The following is a 24,129-nucleotide window of genomic DNA, read 5'->3' on the forward strand; positions in this document are numbered from 1 at the left end:
TAATCTCCCGGCAGGGCAATCGCTCTTGGATAAACGCGTGCATCACAGCAAAACCCGGGCACGCTTCACAGGGACATTGCACATGACCACAGCACATCGGGTCCAAACACAACCCACTGCGGGACGATGGGGGCAACTGCTCGCGGCTTGCCTGACCGGCATTCTGATCCCGTTATGCTTCACCGGCCCTGCCGTGGTTCTGCCTTCGATAAACCAGGCGCTGGGCGGATCAGCGGTCGAGCTGACCTGGGTCATCAACGCCTACATCCTGACCTATGGCAGCGCCATGATGGCCGCCGGGAGCCTGACGGATATCTACGGCAGAAAACGCGTCTGGCTGATCGGGCTGGCGATATTCGTGCTCTCCACCTTCGCCATTCCGGCAGCTTCCTCCGTGGTCCAGATCGACCTGCTCAGACTGGTTCAAGGCCTGGGCGGCGCGGCAGCGTTCGCCGGGGCGATGTCGTCGCTTGCCCAGACCTTTCATGGCGCCGAGCGCACCCGAGTCTTCAGCCTGCTGGGCACCACCTTCGGCATAGGTCTGGCCTTCGGCCCACTCGCAGCCGGTTCGCTGGTGGATTCGGCAGGCTGGAAATGGTCATTTCATGCGACTGCACTCATCGGCGTCGCGGGGTTCCTGCTAGTGCTGTTCAGCGCCACCGAATCAAAGGATCCCGACGCCACGGGTATGGACTGGCCGGGCGCAATCAGTTTTACCGCAGCATTGGCCCTGTTCACTTACGCAATCCTGCTCGCCCCTGAAGAGGGCTGGAGCGATCCACTGGTGATGGGTGGCATCATTGGCTCACTGCTGCTGTTCTGGATATTCATCGCCGTGGAGCGGCGCGTTGCCCGTCCCATGCTGGACCTGTCACTGTTCAATAGCGCGCGCTTTCTCGGCGTGCAGATTCTTGCAGCCAGTCCGGCATTTTTCTTTGTCGTGCTGATCATCATGTTGCCAGCGCGCTTCATTGGTATCGACGGTCTCAGCGCGCTGGAAACCGGACAGATGATGACCGCACTGGCCGCGCCCCTGCTGATCGTACCGATGCTTGCCGCACAACTGGCACGTCGTTTCACCTCCGGGCTACTGTCCGGTATCGGTTTGCTGCTGGTGGCTGTCGGTCTGCTGTGGCTCGCGCTGGCGCTGGACAGCGGAGCAATCAAAACCGCCTTGCTGCCGATGGCCTTGATCGGCATCGGCATCGGTCTGCCCTGGGGGCTGATGGATGGCATGGCGATCAGTGTGGTTGAAAAGGAACGCGCCGGTATGGCTACCGGCATCTTCAATGCCGTACGCGTTTCTGCCGACGGCATAGCCATTGCGATCGCAGGCGCACTGCTCGCCACGTTCATTCAGTGGGGCCTGTTCGATGCCCTGACGGGTGTCGCGCCTGATGTGGTGACAAACGCTGCCAACCGCGCCGCATTGGGCGACCTGCAGAATGCGATCGGTCTTCTGCCCGGCCAGGCAGCACTGCTGCACCAACAGTACGCCATCGCATTCCGCAATCTGCTGTTCATTCTCAGCGCCGCCACCGTGCTGACGGCCGTGGCGGTCTTTGCGCTGCTTGGTCGCGTCCGCGCTCATGAAGAACCGCCCATAGAGGCCTCCGACACCCTTGAACTGGCGGGCGAAATCAAGTGAGTCCCTATGAAATATCAGGCGCAAAGCGGCATCCCGCCTTTGCAAAGGTGTTCGCGCCAGGTCATCTCACGTTCGGGCTGATCGCGCCTCTGGAGGGCTACCCCGACTCCGCAGCACCGACCATGAAAGACCATCTGGCCTTGGCCATTCAGGCCGACAAGGCCGGTTTCGCCGCGCTGTGGCTGCGCGACGTACCGCTTCTCGACCCGGGGTTCGGCGACGCCGGTCAGGTGTTCGATCCTTTTGTCTACGCCGCGCTGCTGTCTGCCGTCACCCGGCAAATCTGCATCGGCACGGCAGGCATCATATTGACGCTGCGTAATCCGCTGATGGTCGCCAAACAGGCGTGCAGCGTGGACGTGTTGCTCGAGGGACGCTTCCTGCTGGGTGTGTCGACGGGGGACAGGCCCGGCGAATATCCTGCGTTCGGCGAGCATTTCGACACCCGCGCGGAACGCTTCAGAGACGGCGTCGAACTGCTGCACGCGGTGACCGAGCAGTCTTTTCCAGTGTTCAGATCGCGCCATTACGGGCAACTCAATGGCACGCTGGATCTACTGCCGAAACCGGTTTTCGGGCGGCTGCCTATGCTTGCCATCGGCCGCTGTCAGCAGGACATCAAATGGCTGGCCAATCACATGGATGGCTGGATATGGCATCAGAGCGGCTTCGACACCTTGCCTGAAGTGATCAATCATTGGCGCAGTGCCAATGAGCAAAAACACTTCAAGCCCTACGGCTATGCGACGTTCTTCGACCTCGACGAGAACAAGGACGCGCCGATGAAAGTCGGACGCGGAATCAGTACCGGGCGCAACGCCCTCATCGCCCTGTGGCAGCGTCAGCGGGAACAGGGGGTTTCGCATGTGGCGCTGAACCTCAAGCCCCTGAGGCGTCCGGCCACAGAAGTGTTGCAAGAGCTGGAAGAGTGTGTGCTGCCGTACTTCCCGACCCGCCGGGGTGATCATGCCTGACCGAATACTTCATCGGCACGGCCACCGCAGGTTCAGGATGTAGCAAGGACGAACGATTCAACTACCGACCTGGGAGGTCACGATGCGCGCTGAAAAATCCTATCCGATAAAAACCAACCCGATGCGCAGCAGCCCGAACAAGATACAGCTGGGTGTTTTCTCCACCAATACCGAGGGTGGCTGCACCGTCACCAATGCGCCTGAACGCCTGCGCGGAGACGATTGGGCTGGCAACCTGGAAATCGCACGGATTGCCGACGATGCGGGGTTTGAAGCCTTCATACCGGTAGGCCGCTGGAAAGGTTTCGGCGGTACCAACAATACGGGCGGTGTCTGTTTCGAGACCTATACCTGGGCTGCCGGGATTGCAGCCCTGACCAGTCAGATCGCGGTCTTCACCACCTCGCACCTGCCCACCGTACACCCGCTGTTCGCGGCCAAACAGGCGGTGACCATCGACCACATCAGCGGCGGGCGCTTCGGGCTGAATATCCTTTGCGGCTGGTATGGCGCGGAAATGCGCATGTTCAGCGGTCACATGATGGAGCACGACAAACGCTACGACTACGCAGAAGAGTGGCTGCACATTGCAAAAAATGCCTGGGAACAGCAGACCCCGTTCGACTTCAAAGGCGAGTATTTCAACATCTGCGGCGCAATCTCGCAGCCACAACCCCTGAATAAGCCCTACCTGATCAACGCAGGAGGCTCGCCGCGCGGCAAACTGTTCTGCGCAGAACATTGCGATGCCGCATTCCTGATCGTCAAACATCTGGACGGTGAACAAGCGGTGCGAGAGCAGATTGCATCCTACAAGGACCTGGCGAAACAGAAGTTCGGTCGTGACATAAAGATATGGTGTTATGGCTACGTGGTGCAGAAAGACACGCAGGAGCAAGCAGACGCTTACCTGGACTATTACGCCAACCAGTTGGGTGACGATGAGGGCTGCGACATCATCACCGGCGAGCTGGGTATCCAGACCGGCATTTTCACCCCCGAAGACGCCGTGCGTTTCCGTTTCCACTTCAAGGCCGGATTCGCCGGGGTGCCACTGGTGGGCACACCCGAGAAGATCGTGGAGCTGTTCAGGAAGTATTCTGACTGGGGGATCGACGGCATTGCCCTGACGTGGCTCGATTACCACGAGGGTATAAAGGACTTCGTGAGAGAAACACTGCCGCTGATGGAAGACGCGGGCCTGCGTGAATCCAGAGTTGTGGAGGCTATTACTTCGAAGGTGTCCGCAGCAGTAGCCTGATGGCCAGGCCGCCCTGGCAGTGCTGGTCAGGGCGGCCTTATCCGGACAGTTTAAAGGGCCAACATGCGTTGCGGATTCAACAGCGTCACCTCGGTGCGGCGCTCGCCGCTCAAGCCGAACGCATCGAACCACTGCCCGCTCAACGACAGCCACTCGTGGACATCGATCTGACTGGTCTGCCCCAGGTCCGAGCTGTAGACCACATTGCCGACATGACTCAACACATCGCTGAAATCCTGCCAGTCCTGATAGCCCAGCAGGTACGTCAGTGCGGTCTGTTCGATGTAGACCGATGGCTCTCTGCCGATCAGCGCAAGCTCGGCCGCGTCTAGACCGGTCAACGGATTGGCAGGCTGGTTGAGCATCAACCTCGGCACACCGATCCGCAGCGCTTCGTCGATCAACGTCCTGACTTCATTGGCATCGGCATGCCCTGTCGAGATCACCAGCGGATAGTCACGTGCCATTTTCAGAATATCCAGCGTCTGCGGCGTAAGGCGTCCGTTCTGCGCTGTCACTCTGGCAGGCTTGATGGGCTTTTCGCGCAACAGCGGATGGCTCAGGTTACGGGCCAGCGTGCTGGTATGCGTTCTGCCTGTGACGGTTGGCAAGTGAACCAGAAAACGCCCCGGCTCATCGCCACGCAAACAGAGGCTGCGCTCGACCACACGGTAGTCGATGCCGCCGGCAATCTCGTTCAGCACCACCGAGCCACTGACCGGAAAACCCTGATTGCGTGCTTCCCACGCCTGGGCTGCCGTACACCCCAGGTGATTTTTCAATACGACCCGGCCCTGCACCGCAGCGTAGCGTCTGCCCGCCTCTATCGCTCCATGACGGCGAATGAACGCGTCAGGATTGGCGTGGTAATGCACATCAATGAAGCCTGGCTCCTCGATCTGACTCATTGCACACACTCCGCTCTGGCGATCAGAAATGTATCGATGCTCTCCAGCACCCGGTCCAGATCATCTGCCAGCGGGCGCATCCCGCCATCAGGCACACACAGTGAGCGTTGTCTGTGGCCTTTGGTATGCAGCACATGACGCGCCCCAACCAGTTGCGACTTCCCGCCAAACACGCTCAGCACACGCCCTTTGAAATCGAGCAGGCACTCACTGATATCCAGACCGCTCAGTAGCCGGAATCCCAGGGTCAGACGCTGTCCCTGGGTTGGTAGCGTTGCGTCATTCTCGCTGACGGACGGGTGCTCGTGTTTCTGGCCTTCAGGCAACACCAGATCGTCCAGCAGGCGTTTGGCTTGCTCGACATGCCCTTGTTCTGCCAGATCCGCCATACGTCCCAGCCTGGAATCCAGCAACGCATCGGCTTTGGCGGGAGAAGAAAGCAGCAATAACGCAGGCGTCGAACGCAGTAATGAAGTGCCTGCCAACGCCTGTACCAACGCACCTCCCAAGGCCACGCCGACGAGTACATCCGGCACACCCCAAGGCTCTAGCGCGCTGACCCAGCGCTGGGAAAACCCGTCAAAGTCTTCGCCCGCCTTGACCGGCAGGGACAGGGAATCAAAAACCCTGACCTGATAACCCGCCGCAGTGAAATGCTCGATCAGCGGTTTGGCGAAGCCACCCGCGTCCCAGACCGGCATCACCGGTGAAAGAATGAATACGCTTGATTGCCCGACACCGAAGGTCTGGCAGGTGATGCAATGACTCATGGCTTTTGCTCCTGCAAAAATGACAAGACCCGCTGTTTCGAGCGGGTCCGGTCGTTGATCCATCCTGACGGGTCAGCGGGTCGTGCGCAGACGTTCAACACTGGTGGCATAGCCGCGCAGGGTTGACTCGATAATGAGCTGTGCGGGCAGCACCTCCTTGATCAGGTCCGCCACCTCGCCGGCCCAGATCGCCCTGATACTCACATCATCGGCCGCCAGTGCTGCTTCATACTCAAGACGCAATTGATCGGCTGATGCAGCAAACGCCTGCTCCTCACCTACCCAACTGTCGGAAAATTTATTGGCGATCACTCGTCCGCTGTAGCCCTGCGGCCAGTCGATGCCGCGCACCTCATCGAAGATCCGGGTTCGCACCGTATCGCTCGCGACAGCCTGCACCAGGCGCTGTTTTACCCGTTCGGAAGGCAGTGCTTCCTTCGAAGCCAGAAAGCGCGTCCCCATCATCACGCCATCCATGCCGAGCGCAAGCGCAGCAGCCATGCCACGGCCATCGGCAATCCCGCCGGCACCGATAAGCACAACATCGTCACCCACCGCGTCGCGAACTGCCGGAAACAGCGGCAATGAAGCTCGGCGCAAACTGTGACCACCCGCCTCGGCGCCTTGCACGATCAGCGCATCGGCACCGGCGTCCAGCGCTTCTAGCGCCTGGTCGACGTCATGCACCTGAACGATGACTTTGGCGTTGGCCTGTTGAATGGGCCGGACGAAAGGACGTACATCACCAAACGACAACGCAACCACTGCCGGGCGGTACTCGAGAGCCAGCTGAAGCAATTCGAACTGCTTCGCCACGGTAAACATGACCAGGCCCACACCCCATGGTTGCTGCACGTCGTGCATCATCTCCAGTTCACGCGCCATCCATTGCGGATCGCCGTAACTGGCACCCACCAAACCCAGACCACCGGCCCGGGAAACTGCAGCCGCCAGACGCCCTCCGGACGCCCCACCCATCGGTGCCAGAATCAGAGGATGTTCAATTCCAAGAAGAGAAGTCAGTGCTGTATTGATCGTGGCCATCGCCTGATACCTGTGAAAATCCGAGTGAATGTCAGACGAAGGCGACGTCTAAGCAGCCTTCGTCTGCAGCTAATGGATCAACCCGCTTTTTGTAATGCAATTTCAGGGGTGATGTACTCGGCCACGTTATAGAGGTGATATTCCCAGGTACCGGTTTCCTTTAACCGCGAGTATCGCGACAGAAACTCTTTGTCGGTAAACAGCGACTCGAACTGACTGCGATCACTCCATTGCGCCTGATTGATGACAGTCTTGCCGTCGATGCTTTTCATCAGCCGGCTCCATTTGAAGGCACTGTAAGTGCGTGCCACGTAACTGACCGTCTCTTCAAGAATCTGAATGGCCAGATCCTGAGCCCCCTCGTTTACCTGTACGACATTGATCAGATAAACCGCGTTGTCATCGGTGACGGATTGAGCGTCGAACAATTCCATTTTCATCATCATTTCCATTCAAGTGGGAAGGCAGCTCGGTTCACGCCTGCGAAGGCATCGCGACGCTGATTTTTTCAGCGTCAGTCAGCCAAGGCTGGTCGTAGCGATAGGTGCTGCGAGCTTTTTCCAGCGTCCAGCCGGCTGATATGGCTTCGATGATGCTGCGCTCTGTCTGCTCGACCGCCTGGGCACGGCGTACGACCTCGACAGCCAGTTGCTGGGGAATCACAACACAGCCGCTGCCATCACACACCAGAAGGTCGCCGGGCCGGACTGTTACGCCATCGATAAGCAGAGGCACTTGTATAGCCTGGAGTTGAGCGCGGTTCTTAGCCGACTGCATGAAACGCCCGCGACTGAACAATGGGTAACGGCACTCGATGACCGTATCGATATCGCGTGCCACGCCATCGATCACGGTGCCCTTGATACCGTTTGCCAGCGCGAAGTGGGTCATGATGTCGCCCCATACCGTGCAGTCCTGGCGTCCGTTGTTTGAGGAAACAATCACCGCACCGGCCGGTACATGATCGATATAGTTGGCAGCACCCTTGAAGACCGCAGATGCATCGACCGGCTCGTACTGCACGGTAAACGCGATGCCCACGCAACGAGTGCCAGGGACTTGCGAGGCAATCCCCGAAAGCCCGCCATCGATCCCCAGGCTGTCCAGCGCGTCGGACAAGGACGCCGTGTCGAGATGTTCACATGCCTCCAGCACGGCTTGCGCAATGGGTACAGCTTCAAAGTGCGCTGACATGACGTTCTCCCTGTGCTGCAACCTGTTCGTTGCCATACCCGAACGTGCGGGACTGCAACTCGATGCACTGCTGAACGATCGCTTCGCCCACTTGAGCCGTGGTATGGGAACCGCCAAGGTCATACGTGCGTGTGGATGTGCGAGAAACCAGGCTGACGGCCTGGCTGATACACGCCGACTCGGCCGGGAACCCCAAATGCTCCAGCATCAGCGCGATGGCCATGAACATCGCGCCGGGGTTGGCCTTGTTCAAACCCGCGTGAGCAGGCGCGCTGCCGTGTACCGGTTCGAAATAGGCACCTGAATTGCCGAAGTTGCCACTGGGCGCAAACCCCAGGCCTCCCATGACTCCAGCGCCGAGATCGGAAAGAATATCGCCGAACATGTTCTCGGCAACGATCACCCCGAAGCGCTCGGGACGTTGCACCATCCACAGGGCAACCGCGTCGACGTTTTCGATGACCCCGGTCACGTCCGGATACCGCTGAGCTGTTGCTTCGAAGATGCCCCGTGCAAAGGCGCTGCTGTGCCGCAGGACCATGGGTTTGTCGACAAACGTAACCCGCGTGAAATGATTCTTGCGGGCGTACTCGAAGGCGTATTCGAAAATACGCGTCAGGCCACTTCGCGTCTGCAGGCGCAACGTCACCGTCGCATCATCCTGCCCTTCTCGCTGCCACGCCGCGCCGAGGGCTTCTCGCTCTTCGAGCAGCGGCACCAGTGCATCCGGGATACAACCGAAGTCCAGCCCCGCATAAAGCCCTTCGGTGTTTTCCCTGATCACCACAAAGCGAAATCTGTGTTCGCCAGTCATGTCAGTGACCGGGCGGACATTGGCGTACAGGTCAAGATTCTGCCTGAGCTGAATGACCGGACTGACATAGCGGCGGTTCTGGCCCTGAAGCGCCAGTGGCAACTCTGCTTCGGCCTCTGCCAGAGGCTTGCTGGTGATTGCGCCAAGCAATGTCGCGTCGCAACTGGCCATGATCTCCCAGGTACGGGCCGGAACAGTTTCCCCCTCGGCCCTCCAGCATTCCCAACCGATGTCCGCCGCAATCAGATCGAATGGCAGGTTCAACGCCGCAATCACCGGCAGTGCCGCCGCCATGACTTCAATGCCGATCCCGTCACCGGGCAATACACAGATGCGCTTTCGGAGCGGTTGAGTGGTCATAGTGCGACTCCCTTTACGCTGTTCGGCAAGCCGGTGGCAATAGTCGATAACACCGCTCGGGGCGCAAGACGCGCCACCTTGTCCTGCTGATGCATGACCTCGATCGCTCGGTACTCGGAGGTCAACTGAAACCGTTCAAGCGTGTCTCGCACCCGCTGACTGACATCGTAGGGAAAGTTGTAAGTGCCCAGAATGATATCCATCAGCGGGCTGGGCATATTGTTGTGCGGTACCGCGCGGGCCGTGGCTTCCGACAGTTCCATCACCTTCACCAGGTCATAGCCATGACTGACGCCGGTACGCTCCAGGTAGGCAACCAGCATACTCAGGTGAAGATTGCCGGCTCCCTTGCCCATGCCACATATGGACGTGTCGATGTATTCAGCGCCGGCTTCTATAGCCGCCACTGCATTCGCCAGCGCCAACGACATATTGTTATGGGCGTGAAAGCCCAGCGGCACCAATAGTCGGCTTGAGAGACGACTGAACAGTCGATCTACATCGGCTGGCAACATATGGCCATTGGAATCCGCACAGCAAACGATATCCGCGCCAGCCCCCTCCGCGCGTACCGCCGTATCAAGCACACTGCCTGGCGTCTGCGAAGTCACATGCGTCACATTGGCGCTGACACTGAAGCCGTGATCGCGAGCCAGCGACAAGGTCACAAGCCCCTCATCCAATTGATCGGGCCTCAAACAGACGCGGATCATCGAAACGCCCTGCTCCCTGAGCATGGCGAAGTCATCCGTGGTGATGTTTCTGGGGTGAACCATGACGGCCAGTTCGATACGGCCGTTGGCCGCCTGCGCAATCTTTTCAATGAAGCCTGCGCCTACATCACTGGTCAGACCGTGCTCGCCTTTCGGGGCGAAGGATCCTTTGCAATAACCAATTTCGCAGAGGTCGACACCCGCACTGGCCAAGCCAGCGACCACTATCTGCGCCTGATCTTCTGTGAAGTTGAAGTTATTCCGATAACCACCATCACGCAATGTAACGTCGAGAATTTTTACGTCGGCCATGAGAATCTCCGGCTGTCCTTAGGGTGTCATCAGGGTGCTTGAGATGATCTTGACACTGCTTGAGTTTTTATAATTATCCAACAGCGCGCCATCTAACAAACCTTGCCGAGCCGACACCTTAACGTCTCGGAGTTTCGAGTCATGAACTGCTCCACTCGGTATTGATCCTCGTCAAAACAGCCGAACTTGTAAACTGTCGATATTTGATGAGGGGATGGGAATTTTTTCACAACAAGATCGTTTTGCCGCCAACACAATCAGCGTGGACTCAGCCCTGGCTAGCGATAACAGCTTTCCACATAATTCATGGCAGCCTGGATGGAAGCCACCGTGCGCAAGTCTTCATGCACACCGAGCCAGACATCGACTTCCAGCGGAGCCGACAATTCCACCCGGCACAGACGATCATTACCCTCTACGGCAAAACTGGGCAGTAACGCGATACCCACACCGGTTTCGGCAGCACGAATTTGCAACTCCACCGTTTTGGCCTCCAGCACAAAGGGTCGATCACCGACGATATCCCTCAGCCAACCATTCTGATTGTCACTCATCAGTTCATGGTCATAAGCAATAAACTCATAATGCTCCAGAGGGCGTTGCTCCAGATAAAAACGTGCGCAATAAAATGAAAAGGAAGCTGTGCCAATGCGGCGCGCGACGATGCCGCTTTCAACAGGTTTGGAAAACCGTATACACAGGTCAGACTGGCAACTGGATAACGATGAATACTGGTGATCGCCCAACAAGCGCAACACAATTCCGGGATGCATCGCCCGAAACGCCCCCAACCGCGGTACCAGCTTCTCGACCGCCACCGACGGCGGCGCACTGATGGTCACCTCCACACCCTGCACCACCTGAGCCGCAACCGCGAGACGGCCAACAGCCTGAGTCTGCGCCTCGATCTGCCGCCCGATCGCCGCCACGCGCCGTCCCTCATCAGTCAGTTCATACAAACGCTTGCGACGGTCGACAAGCTTTACATTCAGAGACCTTTCCAGCGAAGCGATACGACGCGACACAGTGGCGTGCTCCACACCCAGCATCCTTGCAGCGCCACTCAGGGAACTGACCGTGGAAAACATCACGAAGTAACGCAGGTCCTCCCAGTCAAAACAGATCCTGGGTTTTCTGAACAGGTTGTTAACGTCAAGGGAAACTGATCCATCCACTGGAGTCATTGTCATCCAAGCCTTATCCTTATGCGGTTCGTGCGAACAGGTAGTTTTGTTATGTTTTAAACCGGGTATTGGCAGATGCTTAGAACGATAAGGATAAGGCTGACAACTTCCTCAGGCCCGGACAGCGAGCGGGTGCCGCTGGGTAGTTTAGATTATTAGCGGGTGGGTATTGCGGAGTGGGGGTCGGATGATTTGGGACGGGGGTGTCCGGAGTGGGGGGGGGGGTTGCTAGGGTGACATCTCTTAAACAGAGGTAAGGCTCCACGGGACGAGCTGCAGCGCCACCATCAACTGCTTTAAAACTCCTGATAACAACTGCACCACTGGCATTATTCCAGCAAGCACTTCGCCCACTAATTAGTGCACGAAAAGAGCTTGGGTTATTAACGAAGCTTTCAATATGTAAGGCAAATCTCTCGCGAGCAGCTATACTCAAAGCCTTATATTAGCCGTGCTGAACTACATACTTTTCAAATGCATGGCCACCAGATATCTCTTGCCATGCAAGTTGCTCACCGCACTTCGCAGCATTCGCCTTACCTGAACCTTTTACACCGAGGCTATCGTCTTTACGTCACAGGCCTAAAGTCATCAATGGACTTGTTTTTCTCTTTCAATAAAGACGCAATGAAATCGGGATTACAAACCATCAAAAAGTCAATAGCATCATAGATTTTCCAGCGATGCACTTCAGAATGATCAATTATGGCGGCAAGATGTTCTTCAATAAGAGGCACGTGCTCTGGGTATTTCTTCCTACTAACGAAATCAAAAATTTTGGCTATTTCGAACGGCTTACTACTCGCTAAAGCAATAATTTTCGATAGCGGAGAGTAGATTTGGACTCTAGCCGCCTCAACGTCCCCGCGATCAGCCATATTGGCAAAATACCGAGTAACAGCCAAGAGTATTTGACGATACGTGTCGTCGTACCCATATAGTCGATGAGAATAGGTTCCTTCGATGCCTTCAGGTTCCTCCATACTCCCTTCCAAAGCGATCAAGCCCTCATAAACGCCCCAACTAGTCAGTAGTTTCGCAGCCAAGAATTGCTCCTCATTGGTGGTCGCATGACGGAGCAAATCCAGAACATCATCAATTCTTTCCTGTGGAATATCCTCCGGATCCAAATCTCCTGCCGTCACGGCATAATCTGCATGTTCTGGTATGCCATTCAACAGCTCGTATATTTCCGGCTCCATAAATACCTACTCTTTTACTCTTTTAATATAGTCCGCTGGCACACAACCTATAATCAAAAATTCACCATCGTGCTTAGCATCCCCCAAATCTCTCTCCCGCGCTAATCAGCGAATCGCTATTATTCTCAGTTGGGTTTCTTGCATACCTTTCACGGGCTGCATCCACTTTCGATTGTAATTCTGCTGTCACCCGTTGATTCGTCAAGAATTTGGTATCTGGGAGTGCGCCGGAATCAATGTCTTTCTGCAAACGCTTAACGTCGATCTCAATTTTATCAGTACCATAGTTTTTCGGGTTCGATGTTGCATTTGGATCAGTAACAGATATATAGAGCGAATTTTCAGAATTGCCACCACGCACGTGAGTTTGGACGCTGCCAGCTCCGTTGACATTGGGTGGAGCCAAATCACCGCTTTCATTGATATACGCTTTGGGCTTGCCGTTTCCGTTGACTGTTGCGCTAAAATCGTTATCGCCGCGCACAACGACCTGATCAGGCCCTTCTGCACCATCAGCCTTTTATGCGCTCTAAGAACTCGACCATTGCTAGTGGATCACGCTCCACAAGTTCTTCAATCAAATCTTCCGCTGCCCAATGCAGAATCATGTCCCCTCCCCCCCCATCTTTGCAGAGGATGAGATCACTTGACAAAGAAGAGTCAACAACATTGACTTCTCTATCGCTGAGTGCCATCAGGCCACCGTAGCCATCATAAGGAATGACCCAGTAAAAACGCTCGTTCTCTATCCAGTAAATCCCAAACACCTGCACAGGCTCTTCTCGCCCAATTTCTCGAATAATCATATCCACATCACTCAATAGTTCTACCGGGCTGCAGCACAGGGGGCAGCTGTTGCGGCGTAGTAATTTTCATATCGTATGCTTTATCGGTTACGGAGTTGTACTGGTAGTGGATGGTTATATTTTCTCCGCTAGGTAGACGGTGACTTACTTCCATTTTTCTCCATCCCTCACTCCGCGGGAAGTCTTTATCGCCCGCTAGTTTTGTATCACGACCCGCAAAGGGATTTTCTGTCACTCTGTTCCACAAAGTCTGCTCGTTCAGATCTCTTGGCGCCGTTGACTAATAGCTCTTTGCTGTTGAATGCGTTGCATAGTCTGGAAGACCAGCAGAAAACTCATCGGCAGCATTTTCCCGACCATAATAATCTCTATTTACGCTAGACCTTTCAGTAACAGCGTTCGGACTGTATGGATCATCAACGATAGTTGGTTTACCGCCACTGAAACCACTAGAACCGCCACCTTTCGCACCATTTCCAGCACTAACCCATTTCCCTCCAACCCACTTGACCGCAAACCCACCAATCTCTGCGGTGATCAAACCACTGGCGACGTCAAATATCAACCCACCCGCCTGCTGGTCGGATTGCGCCAGTAATTTATTCACTGCACGCTCAAGTCCTTGAGCCGGTATAGGGCTGGTCGCCCAATCTACCCCAGAGCCTGCTGCGGACCAGATATTTTGGCCAATTCCTACCACCGTGTCGTAAGGGTGGCTGGCAAAATTTACGGCGTTGGCAGCAGCCTTAGTAGGCCATTCCAAGGCCTGATTGACACTGCCAAGGCCACGCTCGGAAAGCAAATAACCCAACTAAGGATTCTCCGATCAAGTCAGCACAGGCCATCTGACCTGTGCTGAAATAGCCTTCCGTCCAACTGCCCTCTACAAGCCCGCCATCCCATGAGCCAGATGAGCTTTTCCGATTTCGAGTACGCCGGTAAGCGCAAGCAAACCCGTCGCGAGCGTTTCCTAGCCGAGATGGAGCAGGTGGTTCCGTGGAGCGGGTTGGTGGCGTTGATCGAGCCTCACTACCCAAAGGCTGGCGGTGGCCGCAAGCCGTATCCACTGCAAACCATGCTGCGTATTCACCTACTGCAGAACTGGTTCTCGTTGAGCGACCCAGCCATGGAAGAGGCGCTGTACGAGATTACTTCGATGCGCCAGTTTGCTCGTCTGACGCTGAGCGCTCCGATCCCCGAAGACACGACGATCATGAATTTCAGGCACCTGCTGGAGAAGCATCAGTTGGCGGCGGGCATTCTGGAAACCATCAACAATTACCTGCTAGACAAGGGCCTGTCGTTGCGCAAGGGCACCATTGTCGACGCCACCATCATCCACGCACCCAGTTCGACCAAGAACAAGGACGGCAAGCGCGATCCTGAAATGCATCAGACGAAGAAAGGTAATCAGTATTTCTTCGGCATGAAGGCGCATATCGGTGCCGATGCTGAGTCGGGCCTGGTGCACCACGTCCACGGTACAGCGGCGAATGTGGCCGATGTAACGGAGGTCGCTCACCTGTTGCATGGCGATGAAAATGTTATCTGTGCCGACGCGGGTTATACCGGCGTGGAGAAGCGGCCGGAGCATGAAGGAAGGCCGGTGATCTGGCAGATTGCGGCTCGTCGGAGCACCTATAAACACTTGAGCAAACGAAGCTTGCTCTACAAGGCCAGACGCAAGATCGAGAAGGTCAAAGCTCAGGCGCGAGCGAAGGTCGAACATCCATTCCGTGTGATCAAGCGCCAATTCGGCTATGTGAAAACCCGATTCCGTGGCTTGGCCAAGAATACGGCGCAACTGACCACGCTGTTTGCCCTGTCGAATCTGTGGATGGTGCGCCGGCAATTATTGCCTGCTACGGGAGAGGTGCGCCCGTGAGATCAGAAAACCAAGGCTATGCCTTGGTTATCGAATAGTCAGCGGCTGAAATTCGGGCTTTTCGGCATCCTCAAACCGTCCATTTCCGGCTGATGGGCAACTTGTTCGGAGTTTCCCTAACCCAACGTTTTCGCAGGAGCATATCCGTCAAATGTCACCTGGCTCCGATCTACACCTTTACTGGCAAAATAGTCGTCGAACAGAGCGTTGTTGTATTCGCCCAGGGTCCAGCCACCATCTTTAAAGGACTGGAGCTGAATTGCACGTTTACGCTCTTTCAGTTCATAGTCTCGTGCCTTGTCCAGTTCATCCGTTGCACGAGTGACATTCGCTTGGCAAGCACCAACGTCACCACCAGCCGTCACACAGGCAGCCCGAGCCTTATCAGCATCCCGAATCTCAGCGTGTGATAACCAGTTGTACTGGGTAGCATTAGCGGAGAGGTACAGCGTTGTTTGGTCATCCCGCCCCCTGTCTGGCGATATTCTCGCCTAAATGAGTGTCCGAATTCATTAGACCACTACAAATTCTCAAGACGCTCAACCCGGTATGGAAGGCTTAAAGTCTTCAATACTTTTTCTCTTCTCCTCCAAAAGAGACACAACAAACTGGGAATCAAACTCCACAAGAAATTCGATCGCGTCATATATCTTCCATCGATGAACTTCTGGGTTATCAATTATCGACATGAGATAACCCTTAATAAGAGGGAGATATTCAAAATACTGCTCACGCTTTATAAATGATAACACATCAGTGATCTCGAAAGGATTGCTAGCTGCCAACTCTATTATTTTGGACAGCACGGGATAAACCTCCGCTCTCGCTACGTCTTTCTTCCCCGCGCCAGCCATATTGGCATAAAACATAACCACAGCCATAAGAACCTGGCGAAAAGTATCATCGTACCCATGCAATCTATGAGGATATATATTATTTATAATAGCAGACTTTTTCTCGACAAATTCCTTTAATACACTAAACCCCTCAAAAACTCCCCAACTGGCCAGCAACTTCGCAGCCAAAAATTTTACTACTTCATCATCTGTGTTACGAAGTAGATCAATTACTGCTTCCATTCTTTCTTGTGGAATATCTTCTAAATCCAAGTCACCTGCATCAGCAGCATAATCTGCGCCTTCCGGAATATTGCTAAGCAAAAAATTTGTTTTATGGTCCATAATAAACACCTACTTATCGATATGTTTTATATAAGTGGCCGGAACGCAACCTTTGATCAGACACTCACCATCGCGAACAGTATTACCCAGATCAGACTCTGCCCTAGATAAAGAAGTTTGATTTTTTGGCGAAGGGTTAATGATATATTTTTCACGCGCCGCATTTACTCTCGCTTGCAGCTCAGCTACAACTTCACGATTTGTCAAAAACCTCGTGTCAGGCAATAGACCGGAATCGATGTCTTTTTGCAGACGATCGACATCGATTTCGATTTTATTCGAACCATAGCCCTTAGGATCGGAAGCAACCCGCGGATCGGTCACAGAAATATAGGGGGAATTTTCAGACCCTCCGCCACGTACATGTGTTTGAATACTACCAGTACCATCTTGATTTGGAGGCACCAATTCGCCATTTTCATTTATGTGCGCCTTCGGTTTACCGTTACTTCCGATCTGCGAAGAGAAATCATCATCGCTGCGCACTACGACATTATCATCTAAAGCTTTTGAACCTGCATCAATCTGTCTATCTACCAGTGCTTCACCGCTTTTTTCAAGCCGCTTTGACGCTTTCGCAAGCACCTTGCGGAATGCAACCACCCCCCCAGCAGCGGCTGCTAATCCTCCCCCAATGGCCTCCGCCAACTCAACAGTTTCTTCGGGCGTGAGCTTGAGCTTGGCCTGGAGTGTTTCTGCCACGGCCTGCGCGCTAGCACCGGTCGTCGCAACTGCCAAGGTCTCCTGAAATTCCAGGTTCTCATTGATCAGGATCTGCAGCGAGTCCTTGGCGTACTTAGAACCATCACCCAAAGCATCGTAGACACTCGAAAGATCGGCTACCGTGTTAGCAACATCCCTTGAGGACGGTTTACACAGGGAAACGTCGAACCTGCAATTGATGATCGCTTCAATCGTTTGATCCTCGCTTACTTTTTTGTAAGCGGCCACAATCGAATCGCACTCGGCAGGGGCACATTTCCTTAACTTTTCGGCTGCCTCTTTCAACTGGTTATGGGCAAGGTAGTTGTACTGCGTACTGTTAGCCGTCACCGCCGCTGCTGCCGATGCGTCCCCGCCCGTTGCGGCAGCAGTCAGAGCACCGATCAACTCCGAGGCAGTCATCAGCTTGCTGACACCTGCTTGATACGCTTGGGAGTTTTTGTCTAAATCACTTGGCAGCATCCTCTCCGCCAGATAATCGACAACCATTTCATTCGCGCCAGCGGCCAAGGCACCCGTTCGGAAATCGCCGCCCATGGCCTCGGACATCAACCCGCCAAGCACGGCATGCATGCCGACTTTGGTGAGTTTGCCCTCATCGAACAGAGTGAAATCACCGATCTTGCCTGCGGCAATGGCGCCACCCGTAGCGATTCCCGTACTGACGATGGAAGAGCCAAGGTTATCCTTGAAACTCCCGCCCATGATCGCGGTCTTGATCACAGATTCGGTGATCACCTTAGTCGCAACGGTCTGAACACTCGCAAGGTCCAAGCCCAGATTTTTCGGATTGATGGTCGGTACGAAACCTGCCATGACGCCCGCCATGGCGTATCCCTTGATGGCGTTGGAAGACGTCACGTCTTTGAACACGGCGCCAAGATCACCCTTGTTGTTGATCGTGCTCGTCACCGCCGTCGTCGCAACGCTGGTTGCTACAGCGCCGCCAATACCAGCGCTTAAACCAAAGCCTGCTGGGCCCATCACCGCCGCCATCAGGATGGCGACAACAATCTGCGCAGCAGGCCCAAGGCCCGAGTTGTCGTACTTGAAGCTTTCGTGAATTTCCTTGACCTGACGCCAGTCGATGTCTCCTCGTTTCTCGGCATCCTTGATCCAGGCCAGTTCCGGATCGGCCTTGACCATTGCATCGATGCTCTGGCTTACGCTTTGCTGATCGACCTGTTTCACATCAATGCGCAGACCGTTGACGGCCTGAATGGCAACTTCGCCTTTGGCAACCAGTTCGCTCTGGCGAAAGGTCTCGTCGGTTGTCCCTTTGCCTTTTGTCGAGAACCACGCTGCACTGCTTTTGTTCTTGGTGTGACTCTCGTCGTGCAGGTCTTTCACGCCCTCGAAATCGATTGCGCCGCCACTGTTGATCAACAGGTCGTTGCCACTGTTCAGTTTGGCAACCTGATAACGCTGGTCGCCGCCACTTGCCAGCGTCAGGTTACCGCCTGTAGTGATTTCACTGCTGATATTGCGCGTGTCGGTCACTTCATCGCGCTTGAAGTTTTTCGCCCCAAAACTCCCCTTCTTCTTTTTGTCATACAGCGAATAATCACTGTCCTGCGCAGCCAAGATGTCCAGGTTTTCACCGGCAACCAGGTACGCCTCTTTACCCGCTGTAATACGGCTGGAGATCACGGCGAGGTTCTGGCCAGCCTGCAAGGCAACGCTGCCTCCCGCGTCAAGATCAGAAGAAACCTGGCTGACGTGGTCTTCCTGGCGGGTCAGTTTTTTGCTTTTGGACAGGGAGTGTTCTTCGTCCGCCGCAGAGCTGATGGTGAGGTTTTCGGTCGCGGCCATGGCGATGTCGCGTTTGGCGTCGATCTGGCTGGCGATGACGGAGATGTCGCGTCCGGCCTGAACGGTCAGGTCGCGTCCGGAACTGGCGGTGGAACCCAGTTGGGTGATGTCGCTGCTGTTGTGTTTGCTGTCCGAGAACAGGCTGTTGGTGACTTCGGTCGGGGCGATGGTGACGTCGCGTCCGGCCTGGATGGTCATGTCACGACCGCTTTCCAGCACGCTGCCTTTGTTGATGACGTCGCGACCGGCCGAGATGCTCATGTCGTTAGCGGCTTCGATGCGCGCTGCGCTGTCGGCGAACTCGTTGTGGCGCTGACCGCGTGCACTGTTGTCCAGCGAGGTGACGCTGCGTTCGTTGATCACGTCGCCGTTGATCGCGGTCAGTGAAACATCGCGGCCTTTGATGATGCCGCCAGCGGTGTTGATCAGATCATTACCCGCGAGCAGATCGAGCCGGTTGCCGGCTTCTATCAGGCCGGTGATGATCAGGTTGTTGCCTGCGACTGCCGAGAGGTTGTTGGCGGCGTGCAAGGTACCGACGTTGTTGAGGTTCTGGCCGGCGATCAATGAGACGTCGTTACCCGCAATCAATGCCCCGGTCGGACCAAGGCGATTGTCGGCCTGTGCCAGATACAGAAATTCGTTGCGCAGATGCTTGATGCCCTGATCGCTCAGGCCACGACTAAAGCGCGCAGCAAAGGAAGGGAGGTTTTGCAGTAAGCAGATAAAACAACACCGGCGCAGGGCCGGTGTCAAATCGAGGCTGGGATCTACAGATAAATAAGCACCCTGAGTTTCCGAAGATACTTATTAACTATTTCGATTTAATATATCCAGAAGCTTTTCAAATCCTTTAGGGACAAGATCTTTTTCCTCTGGAGAAAGCAAAATATTCATGACCTGCTCATCACAAGCACGGTCATATATATCAATACCTATCCAGCCTTCAGACCAAAATTCTACGGTCGCCAGCTTGTTAAAGCCTTCCAGCCCTATCCGCTCAAGGTTACCAAAATCCCCACTGGCGAATGTTGAATACTCTACGGCGTAGCCTTTCAATAGAGACTTAACTTCTTTATTAAACTGAAAAGCATCCATAACCCCTCTCACTTACTATCTAGCACAGTAATATTTTTTACCTCAGGGAGATGTTCCCCACCCTGTTTATTAAGAAAATACTACTGGGGTTTACTTGCGTCCAGACCAATCATTTTATACCAACCTTCCTTACCACCCTGCAACAATCCACTACTTGGAATATCAAACTCGACATAGACGAAACCTTTAGACGCACCCCCCTTAAAATCAGCGGCACCGTTAGTTCAGATAAAGGTTTGCCCGCCGCCTCCCTGAACAATTTTGTTACTACTTTGCATCTGTGCCAGTTCATCAGGAGACATCCATCTCCCGACACTAGTCATGCTTACATCATTAATAGTTTGGGTTTCGCCAAGCTTCAATGCGGTATTAGCAGTTTCTTTTGTACAAACAGAGGAGCCAAAAAAATCACAGAACTCTAACGGCCTTGACCACGACCTCTATTGACCGCATCTAGAAGCAGTTCTAGCTCAAGGCCATAACTATTCGGCTCGAAGCTCTCCTCTATACCGTTCAGCAAAAACTCATTAGAAATCAACTCGCAAAGATCGTCTACCTCACTTAATGATAATGAACCATTAGGTAATTTCTCAGCCAGTGCGAGTTGGTACTGACCCGCCATAAAGCATAAGGAAAATAAGAGCTGCAATTGGGCGCTTGTTAGGAGGCAGCTCATTTCCCGGTCCCCGAAGCCGATTTCCCCCAACCTGTCACGATTTTACCTTCAGTATTGACCACGATGACTGCATCCGTTCCGTATACCTAAAAGTTGGACCGTACTTTGAAGGGACATATTCAATTTTTAGAGGGCTAGACCAAGCGCCACTGAGTGCAGACTCGCTTACACCAATACCACCATCCCTTCCTGCAAATTGTTCTAATGCGTGATTTGAATAGCTAGTGATCTGTGTAGGAGCCCTTGCTCCGGCGGCCTGCTCAGCAACCATTTGCATTTTGAGTCTAGCAGCATTAGCCGCGCTGCTTGCGCCGGAATCAGCAATAGAGGGAACGCCTTTTGCACCATCAATGTCCCGCTCAGCCTTCACCAAAGCAGCAAGATTACCCCCTGCCTTGGGCTTGAGTCCACCCCCCGCCACCTCAAAATAGAGCGAGCCATCAGGACCAACAACCTCGACGTTCCCGGTGCGGGTGTTAACCACGCGACGGTAGCCTTCTGGTAATCCACCCGTTTTATTGAAAGAGGCACCGGCCGAGCTGTCCTCGCGGTAGTACGAAGGAAGTGCTGTCTGATCTGAGGCCTTCGTTGCCCCTGCCACTGCCTGCGGTGCTGCGTCGGGAGTTTTGATTGGCCTGGATGCCTTGTTCCAGTTTGCATCAATGGTCACTTTCACAGGATCAATTGGCCTGCTTGCAGCAACGCTTGATCCCGTTCCCACGCCTTTGATTATTGCGGCGCCTGCGACACCCGTAGACGCAACAGCAGTGCCCAATGCAATATTAATCAGCGTGGTCGCACCGCGTACGTAAACATCTCCTTTCTGAGCATTCGCATCAACGTCATAAAGTTCCTTGAGCTTATTATCACTGCTTACTAGATCGTCTCGATCCTTCCCACTCAAATCGCTTGCCACTGTTTTAGCCATCGCGTCTTTGGCAGCAGCAATCTTGTCACCAAACAGTTTATTCAGAACGATACTGCCGGCCATTCCCAGTGCCATTTTTGCAGGACCCATTACCGTTTGAACGCCCAACCCAAGAAGTTCGGCTTGCTCGACAGGCAATTTATCTAGATAACACTGAAGACGCTCGGCCTGCTCCAGCAATTTCCCTCCTGGAGTATCAGAATTTGCATCTTGCAGCCATACCATCTTATTAACGCCATCCTTATCTTTGTAATGAATAGGATCTGCATCAGCGTTAAAGCCATCACTGCACCCGCCGGCAGCGTTGCAAGCGGCCTGCTGAACATTAAATTCAGAAAAACGGCTGCTAAAACTTTGTATGACTGCAATATCGTCCTGTGACAGCTTGTTAATATCCTCAACGTTCCTGCCGTTTTGCACAAAAGCTTTGGTCAGGTTAAGCGCCAACTCGTCTCCGAACTGCTCCCTTACGGAGTCTGGTACGTCGTTTATAGAAACACTCTGCGCCTGGATATTTTTCCAAACCTGCTCAGCGGAAGACACTGTCCCAGCCAGGAGAGTGCTCGCAGCATTTAACAAGTCCACAGTTTTGCCGGGATAACTCTGTATAGCAGTTTTCCAGGCATTTACAGTCCCAGAAGGATCCGCGACCGCCTCCAACGAACTCTTCGTCACATACAAATCAGTCCGATGTTCATCATCACGCGTGATCTCGTATGCCTTGTCGACATCACGATTCAAGCCCGCTGTTGAGTCCTTACCCGCCGTATCACTGCGCACCACCACATCGCCTGCACCCACGGTGCCCCGGACGATCTGTTCACGATCCTTGTTGTAGTTCCAGCCCTCGACGCTCCAACCGTTTTTCTGGTCATCGCCTTTGCCTACCTGAGTCGAGTCCTGCGTGGTACTGCCGCTGGTACCGTACGAGCCACCAACGTTCAGGTAGTAACCGTGTTCCTTGTCCTTGCCCGCGATGTCGCTGTAACCCAGCGTGTTGGTATCCAGCTTGAGATTGCCGCTATCGGAGGCAATCAGTGCGCCGTCGAGTTAGGTGTGGTTCTCGGTGCGGATGTCGACCTTGTCTTTGGCCGTGATGCGGGTCTGTTCCTCGATCCAGTTCTTGGAGCCGTTGGTCTGGCCGTACCCGACCGAGCCGCTGACGCTGCCGCCAAAGCCAGCCTAGCATGGTCTGGCAGCCAAACCAGCGCTCCGGGCAGATCGTTAGCGACGGTTAATTGGGGTGTGTCTCCCGATTACGCCAGACTATCCTCAGCCTAATAATCGAAGTGAGTTTCAACTTTACCACCTTGCGTATAAGTCATGGTGAATGACTCCCAACTCTCACCACGATCAGCAAAGCCCTTTTTAAATTTTTCTATTAACTCATATAATATTGCGCGATTGAAGTCCGTTTCAGCATCGCTAATTTCATTCCCTTCAACAGACACTAACAATTCTGACTCTATGTAGCTCGAGTGAACCTCCGCCTTAAAAGAAAATGAATCATACCCGTTAACAATGCCATCCCTAATTAGCGAAAAAATCTCTTGTACCACTTCAAAATCTTTGGCAATCATAATCACTCCAACGGCGGTGCTTTTGCTTAACTCTTAAAATCAACAGTCTTTACTTTACCATTAATTGTATATGTAACTGTAGAGAATCTGGCCCAGGAGAGCTCGGACCTTTTCTTTCATACTTTATAGTTATTTTACCAACCACTTGAGCAGGATCATTCAAAGCTGCTTTGATTTTATTTTCATAAAATACTTTATAAACAGAGTTATTAAAACTTGCATCTTGTGGAAAAAGATTATAACCATCACAAGTACCACCTTGACTACACGCCTGAGCATGTCCGCCAACATCATGAAGGTTTTGTAGTGGTCGGCTGTGTAATATATTTCGCCGCCTTTAACTACCACAATTCGCTGAGGTCCTGGCCCTACTATACCGGGCGTAGGGATGCTGGGTTACCTGCCAGTGTTGCATCAGTAGCAATCGAACAATTAACGCAGTTGTGGGTTCGTCCAGCATCTGGATAACCTGGGTTGACGTTCCTAATTGAACCTGCAGTTTCATCCGCAACGCCTGTCGCTTTTGCACCTACTCAGGAATAATTTTTAACTCACTCAATAGTGGTTTCAGTCCTAAACTTTCCATATAATCCCCATAGTCGAAAAAGGCCCTAACCCAATGTATTCGTATAAAAAACATGACGCCTCGCACTCTTGACATACGAACAGACAAGTGTCGCTAGCTATAACTTTAGCCTTATCAATATCTCCCTACCCACATCTTGGACACAACATATAAAACCTCTTTATTTAACAGGATAGGCGGTAATGACCTGATTGGTCCTAGGCCGAACAATAATTTTGATACTCGTTTCTCCCGAAGTACCAATCGCTCGCCCACTCGGGACAACATATGCACCCGGATCATCTACTACAGAACTACCTTTCTTGAGCCATGCTTCATCGACAGCGCCTAAAATCTCTTTTCTGTCCATATCAAAGACGCTACGTGTTGTCTTGGCCGGATTCGGCTCCGCATGCTCTAAAACATGCAAAACTCTCTTTCCTTGAACCGATCCTTGTCCATAGTCTAGACCGGCTGGAGTTGTCCAGGTC

Annotated in this window: 21 protein-coding genes and 1 pseudogene; 4 read left to right on the forward strand and 18 right to left on the reverse strand. The window is 53.8% G+C overall.

What is annotated here, in order from left to right:
• Nucleotides 1-82 precede the first annotated feature (82 nt).
• The 3 genes from BT119_RS14185 to BT119_RS14195 all read left to right on the forward strand — a co-directional run bounded on the left by BT119_RS14185 (nucleotide 83) and on the right by BT119_RS14195 (nucleotide 3,883).
• Nucleotides 83-1,648: an MFS transporter gene (locus BT119_RS14185; protein WP_072366116.1), complete on the forward strand. Its 1,566-nt coding sequence runs from the start codon at nucleotides 83-85 to the stop codon at nucleotides 1,646-1,648.
• Nucleotides 1,645-2,622: an LLM class oxidoreductase gene (locus BT119_RS14190; protein WP_003364632.1), complete on the forward strand. Its 978-nt coding sequence runs from the start codon at nucleotides 1,645-1,647 to the stop codon at nucleotides 2,620-2,622. Before BT119_RS14185 ends, BT119_RS14190 begins: the two co-directional genes overlap by 4 nt.
• Before the next feature lie 82 nt (nucleotides 2,623-2,704).
• Nucleotides 2,705-3,883 (forward strand): LLM class flavin-dependent oxidoreductase, encoded by a 1,179-nt coding sequence (locus tag BT119_RS14195; RefSeq protein WP_024662331.1) that lies wholly within the window; start codon nucleotides 2,705-2,707, stop codon nucleotides 3,881-3,883.
• A 50-nt stretch (nucleotides 3,884-3,933) separates the two neighbouring features.
• On the opposite strand, the gene BT119_RS14200 is transcribed toward BT119_RS14195, so the two are convergent.
• The 12 genes from BT119_RS14200 to BT119_RS27215 all read right to left on the reverse strand — a co-directional run bounded on the left by BT119_RS14200 (nucleotide 3,934) and on the right by BT119_RS27215 (nucleotide 14,001).
• Nucleotides 3,934-4,791, reverse strand: a complete 858-nt coding sequence (locus BT119_RS14200; RefSeq protein WP_003364636.1) for a DUF6282 family protein — start codon at nucleotides 4,789-4,791, stop codon at nucleotides 3,934-3,936.
• Nucleotides 4,788-5,561: a hypothetical protein gene (locus tag BT119_RS14205; RefSeq protein WP_003364638.1), complete on the reverse strand. Its 774-nt coding sequence runs from the start codon at nucleotides 5,559-5,561 to the stop codon at nucleotides 4,788-4,790. Before BT119_RS14205 ends, BT119_RS14200 begins: the two co-directional genes overlap by 4 nt.
• 72 nt (nucleotides 5,562-5,633) lie before the next feature.
• Nucleotides 5,634-6,605, reverse strand: coding sequence for an NAD(P)H-dependent flavin oxidoreductase (locus BT119_RS14210; RefSeq protein WP_046719278.1), 972 nt, complete (start codon nucleotides 6,603-6,605; stop codon nucleotides 5,634-5,636).
• Between the two features lie 77 nt (nucleotides 6,606-6,682).
• Entirely contained in the window at nucleotides 6,683-7,045 is a 363-nt protein-coding gene (locus BT119_RS14215; protein ID WP_175550578.1) for an antibiotic biosynthesis monooxygenase, read from the reverse strand.
• Nucleotides 7,046-7,079: 34 nt separating this feature from the next.
• On the reverse strand, nucleotides 7,080-7,799 hold the full coding sequence (locus BT119_RS14220) for an RraA family protein (RefSeq protein WP_003364642.1): 720 nt from the start codon (nucleotides 7,797-7,799) through the stop codon (nucleotides 7,080-7,082).
• Nucleotides 7,783-8,973 carry an isocitrate/isopropylmalate dehydrogenase family protein gene (locus tag BT119_RS14225; RefSeq protein ID WP_072366121.1) on the reverse strand — a complete coding sequence of 397 codons (1,191 nt, stop codon included), beginning with the start codon at nucleotides 8,971-8,973 and terminating at the stop codon, nucleotides 7,783-7,785. Before BT119_RS14225 ends, BT119_RS14220 begins: the two co-directional genes overlap by 17 nt.
• The gene (locus BT119_RS14230; RefSeq protein WP_004413872.1) at nucleotides 8,970-9,998 is read right to left on the reverse strand and encodes an aldolase catalytic domain-containing protein; all 1,029 of its coding nucleotides are present in this window, start codon (nucleotides 9,996-9,998) and stop codon (nucleotides 8,970-8,972) included. The genes BT119_RS14225 and BT119_RS14230 overlap by 4 nt, the downstream gene beginning before the upstream one ends.
• Nucleotides 9,999-10,276: 278 nt before the next feature.
• Nucleotides 10,277-11,188, reverse strand: coding sequence for a LysR family transcriptional regulator (locus BT119_RS14235; protein ID WP_072366123.1), 912 nt, complete (start codon nucleotides 11,186-11,188; stop codon nucleotides 10,277-10,279).
• Nucleotides 11,189-11,751: 563 nt separating this feature from the next.
• Nucleotides 11,752-12,384: a hypothetical protein gene (locus tag BT119_RS14240; RefSeq protein WP_072366125.1), complete on the reverse strand. Its 633-nt coding sequence runs from the start codon at nucleotides 12,382-12,384 to the stop codon at nucleotides 11,752-11,754.
• Nucleotides 12,385-12,457: 73 nt separating this feature from the next.
• Nucleotides 12,458-12,868: a hypothetical protein gene (locus tag BT119_RS27210; protein WP_162492605.1), complete on the reverse strand. Its 411-nt coding sequence runs from the start codon at nucleotides 12,866-12,868 to the stop codon at nucleotides 12,458-12,460.
• Nucleotides 12,869-12,896: 28 nt separating this feature from the next.
• Nucleotides 12,897-13,196, reverse strand: a complete 300-nt coding sequence (locus tag BT119_RS14255; RefSeq protein ID WP_229636585.1) for a hypothetical protein — start codon at nucleotides 13,194-13,196, stop codon at nucleotides 12,897-12,899.
• 274 nt (nucleotides 13,197-13,470) lie between these two features.
• Nucleotides 13,471-14,001, reverse strand: coding sequence for a hypothetical protein (locus BT119_RS27215; protein WP_175550579.1), 531 nt, complete (start codon nucleotides 13,999-14,001; stop codon nucleotides 13,471-13,473).
• Between the two features lie 90 nt (nucleotides 14,002-14,091).
• Here BT119_RS27215 and BT119_RS14265 point away from each other — a divergent pair, with 90 nt between their 5' ends.
• The gene (locus tag BT119_RS14265; RefSeq protein WP_072366129.1) at nucleotides 14,092-15,075 is read left to right on the forward strand and encodes an IS5 family transposase; all 984 of its coding nucleotides are present in this window, start codon (nucleotides 14,092-14,094) and stop codon (nucleotides 15,073-15,075) included.
• A 116-nt stretch (nucleotides 15,076-15,191) separates the two neighbouring features.
• Here BT119_RS14265 and BT119_RS27220 read toward each other — a convergent pair whose 3' ends face one another.
• From BT119_RS27220 to BT119_RS14310, 6 genes and pseudogenes are all read right to left on the reverse strand, one after another.
• On the reverse strand, nucleotides 15,192-15,440 hold the full coding sequence (locus BT119_RS27220; RefSeq protein WP_154219791.1) for a hypothetical protein: 249 nt from the start codon (nucleotides 15,438-15,440) through the stop codon (nucleotides 15,192-15,194).
• 174 nt (nucleotides 15,441-15,614) lie between these two features.
• Nucleotides 15,615-16,256 carry a hypothetical protein gene (locus BT119_RS14275; protein ID WP_058396293.1) on the reverse strand — a complete coding sequence of 214 codons (642 nt, stop codon included), beginning with the start codon at nucleotides 16,254-16,256 and terminating at the stop codon, nucleotides 15,615-15,617.
• Nucleotides 16,257-16,265: 9 nt separating this feature from the next.
• Entirely contained in the window at nucleotides 16,266-19,547 is a 3,282-nt protein-coding gene (locus BT119_RS26820; protein WP_371857173.1) for a DUF637 domain-containing protein, read from the reverse strand.
• A gap of 54 nt (nucleotides 19,548-19,601) precedes the next feature.
• The gene (locus BT119_RS14290; RefSeq protein ID WP_065349632.1) at nucleotides 19,602-19,889 is read right to left on the reverse strand and encodes a hypothetical protein; all 288 of its coding nucleotides are present in this window, start codon (nucleotides 19,887-19,889) and stop codon (nucleotides 19,602-19,604) included.
• Nucleotides 19,890-22,036: 2,147 nt separating this feature from the next.
• A pseudogene (locus tag BT119_RS14305) lies at nucleotides 22,037-22,672 on the reverse strand (filamentous hemagglutinin); the annotation flags it as partial.
• Between the two features lie 98 nt (nucleotides 22,673-22,770).
• The gene (locus BT119_RS14310) at nucleotides 22,771-23,073 is read right to left on the reverse strand and encodes an immunity protein YezG family protein (protein ID WP_072366135.1); all 303 of its coding nucleotides are present in this window, start codon (nucleotides 23,071-23,073) and stop codon (nucleotides 22,771-22,773) included.
• Nucleotides 23,074-24,129: the final 1,056 nt, after the last annotated feature.

Origin of the sequence: Pseudomonas sp. NFACC10-1, from assembly GCF_900119195.1 — a bacterium.
In the GTDB taxonomy this organism is placed as follows: domain Bacteria; phylum Pseudomonadota; class Gammaproteobacteria; order Pseudomonadales; family Pseudomonadaceae; genus Aquipseudomonas; species Aquipseudomonas cerasi.